At 42.9% G+C, this 2645-nt stretch carries 4 protein-coding genes; 1 reads left to right on the top strand and 3 read right to left on the bottom strand.

The window, feature by feature from the left end; genetic code table 11:
- Nucleotides 1-220: 220 nt before the first annotated feature.
- The 3 genes from NJ959_RS18940 to NJ959_RS18930 form a co-directional block, all read right to left on the bottom strand.
- The gene (locus NJ959_RS18940) at nucleotides 221-850 is read right to left on the bottom strand and encodes a hypothetical protein (RefSeq protein WP_254013300.1); all 630 of its coding nucleotides are present in this window, start codon (nucleotides 848-850) and stop codon (nucleotides 221-223) included.
- 96 nt (nucleotides 851-946) lie between these two features.
- Nucleotides 947-1393 (bottom strand): PIN domain-containing protein, encoded by a 447-nt coding sequence (locus NJ959_RS18935; protein WP_254013299.1) that lies wholly within the window; start codon nucleotides 1391-1393, stop codon nucleotides 947-949.
- 51 nt (nucleotides 1394-1444) lie between these two features.
- Complete coding sequence (locus NJ959_RS18930) at nucleotides 1445-1696, bottom strand: UPF0175 family protein (RefSeq protein WP_254013298.1); 252 nt, start codon at nucleotides 1694-1696, stop codon at nucleotides 1445-1447.
- 182 nt (nucleotides 1697-1878) lie between these two features.
- Here NJ959_RS18930 and NJ959_RS18925 point away from each other — a divergent pair, with 182 nt between their 5' ends.
- The gene (locus NJ959_RS18925; protein ID WP_254013297.1) at nucleotides 1879-2541 is read left to right on the top strand and encodes a tetratricopeptide repeat protein; all 663 of its coding nucleotides are present in this window, start codon (nucleotides 1879-1881) and stop codon (nucleotides 2539-2541) included.
- The last annotated feature ends 104 nt before the right edge of the window (nucleotides 2542-2645 follow it).

Here is a 2645-nt window from a genome sequence, read left to right as displayed (position 1 = left end):
GTGATGGTAGTGTTTGAGTTGTTGGATATCAAAGCGATTCCCTAAAGCGATAGGCGGTTAAAACCGCGTCTACACAGACAAAACCCACCGTCGCGGGTTCCGAAATTATTGATTTTATATTAGTCCGCGCAGGCGAACGAAGGTTTGTTTAGTGATAGGCGGTTAAATCCGATAGATTAGGGATTAACTATGTTGGTGCGCCCAGGGCAATCGCTATCTCTTAACCCAAATTATCCTCACAAAGCCGAAAAACGTAGCGCAATCTTCCTAACAACCACGCCATATCCCCTGTCGAATAAGCAGCCGACTCATACACCTCTCCTGTTGTCGTCAGCTTGTAAAATTGCCAACCTGTTCCATTTGTAACAATACCCAAAATATCAATATCACGATTCACCTGCCGATTTCGCCATTGACACGCCTGCATCTCCACTAAACATTGCGCCATCCCCTGCTCAAAATTGTCTTTTTTTGCTTCTATAATACATAACATTGGAGTCGTTAGATAGCGACGGCTTTCTGCTACCAGATAGTCTACATATCCCGCTGCAATTTCCCCTTCCAACTGCGCCCCTTTCCAAATCTTCAGCCTTTCCAACGACTCCATCGCCTCATTACAGATAGCATCAATCAACAGTTTCTTTGACTCCTCATAGCTTTCCAAATCAAAATGTCGAGTCAAACGTTTGAGATGTTCCTGAAAGAAATCACTCGGTTCAATAGGATTAACCACTAATTCCCATGGTAGTAAATCAATTAAACCCAATGATTGAAATGCTTCTGCTTTATTGAAACTAGAAAACTGTTTCTTTTTCGGTTTTGTTGTTTTTTTAGCTTTGGATGCTGACATTGTGAATACCTCTCTCTCATGATTATCACTGCACCATTTACCTGCTAGATGCGCTGGAGATTATCATCGGTTTTGTTATAATTTTTGGTGTAGGTTCTACTCTCCAACTAGCTCAAGCGATTGATTGAGTACCCGCTCTGAAAGGTACATGCCTGACTGACGCAATTGTTCGAGTATGCTTCTCGCAGAAGGAATCTTTCCCTGTTGTTTTGCTTTCAGCACCAAACCAAGGGTTCCTCGAACAGGAATTCCTAAACTATCAGCACAACGACGCGCTGCGAGATCGTCCAGAATTGCTTCGGTGTCGGGGTGGCTGTGTGCCCAAGCCAGCACCGCTGACTCGCCTGGATCTAAATTAAACGCTCGAACCGATTCTGGTACAGACGGGGTTTCGACGATAACCAGCCATTCTGTTTGAATGAGGGATTGAAAGGTGACATCTGTTGTTCCATATTGCCGAATTTCTGTAGCAACAGTGGATGGTACTAGCACTTCGGGATAGAAAATCTGCAAGATATCGAGTAACTTTGCTTTCGTCAGCAAAATTAGAGGGAAGAGTCGATGACGGGTGAAGTAAGCACTTCAGGAGATCCCTCAACCACGCGCTAACTCCTGCTTGAGATTGTCAAAATCCACCAGAAAAACATCGACTTTTTCACGGGCAAGTACTTCGAGAAACTCCTTACGATTGAATCCTGCAAGTTGAGCGGCTTTACCTTGGGAAATTTCTCCACGAGCATACCAGTAAATGGCGGCTGCCAGTCGTATAGCTTGGGTTAATTCTGCTGGGGATTGATACTGAATGGGAAAGACTTCTTCGGGGAGGTCTAATGTAATTCGAGTCATAACAGGTGCTGGTTAACTGATTACATCGTAGCAATAATCCTAGAAGTTTTAGTAAAATGGGATTGCTCGACTGCTGAAAATACTTGAAAACGAGGAAGGTGAAGACTAATGGGCTATTACTCAGGTTGCCTAGTCAACTGTTTTGATTCTATTAGGGTTTACGCAGCAATGCTACTAATAATGTGGCTGGTGCGTTAGCTTTGCGTAATTACATTTATCCTATAAATTATGTCGTTTATAATCTGGCATTAAGTATTAATCCCAGATATGCCTTAGTTTACGGCAACCGAGGAGCAGCTCGTATGGCTCTAGGCGATTACCAAGGAGCGATTAAGGATTGCGATCGCGCCTTGCACCTTGATTCTAACTTTTCTGAAGCTTACAACGTAAGGGGTAGTATCCGCTGTTACCTTGGCGATAATCCAGGAGCAATTGAAGATTTTACCGAAGCGATTTGTCTAAATCCTATTGACAATTACTACTACAACCGAGGAGTACTTCAGTATCTACAAGGCAATAACAATGAAGCTATTGAAGATTTTACTAAAACATTAGAACTCAATCCTAACTTTATCGCCGCTTACTACAACAGAGGCAATATTCGGTACGATTTAGGAGACGAAGAGGGAGGATTTGAAGATTACAATCAATCCATGGCAGTCGAATCAGGAGATATAGATGCTCCCGATGAGCATGGTTATTACGGCAGAGGAATTGCTCGTTCTCGATTAGGAGATAATCCTGGAGCCATAGCAGATTTACAAAAAGCTGCTACACTTTGTTCTGAGCGTGGAAATACGGCATTTTATGAAAAAATTCAGGAAGCAATTAGCAGATTGCAGTAGGGATCGTATTTACGACTTATCCTAGAAGTCGCAGATCTAGATAAATAAACCGGGAGCATCCCGATTTGGAAGAAATGCAGGTTGTATTCTTTCTCCCCCCTTTG

It is taken from the genome of Limnofasciculus baicalensis BBK-W-15, from assembly GCF_024178385.1.
GTDB classification, from domain to species: domain Bacteria; phylum Cyanobacteriota; class Cyanobacteriia; order Cyanobacteriales; family Coleofasciculaceae; genus Limnofasciculus; species Limnofasciculus baicalensis.
Note: the sequence above shows the minus strand (reverse complement) of the source record. Positions and strands in the feature narration are given on the sequence as shown.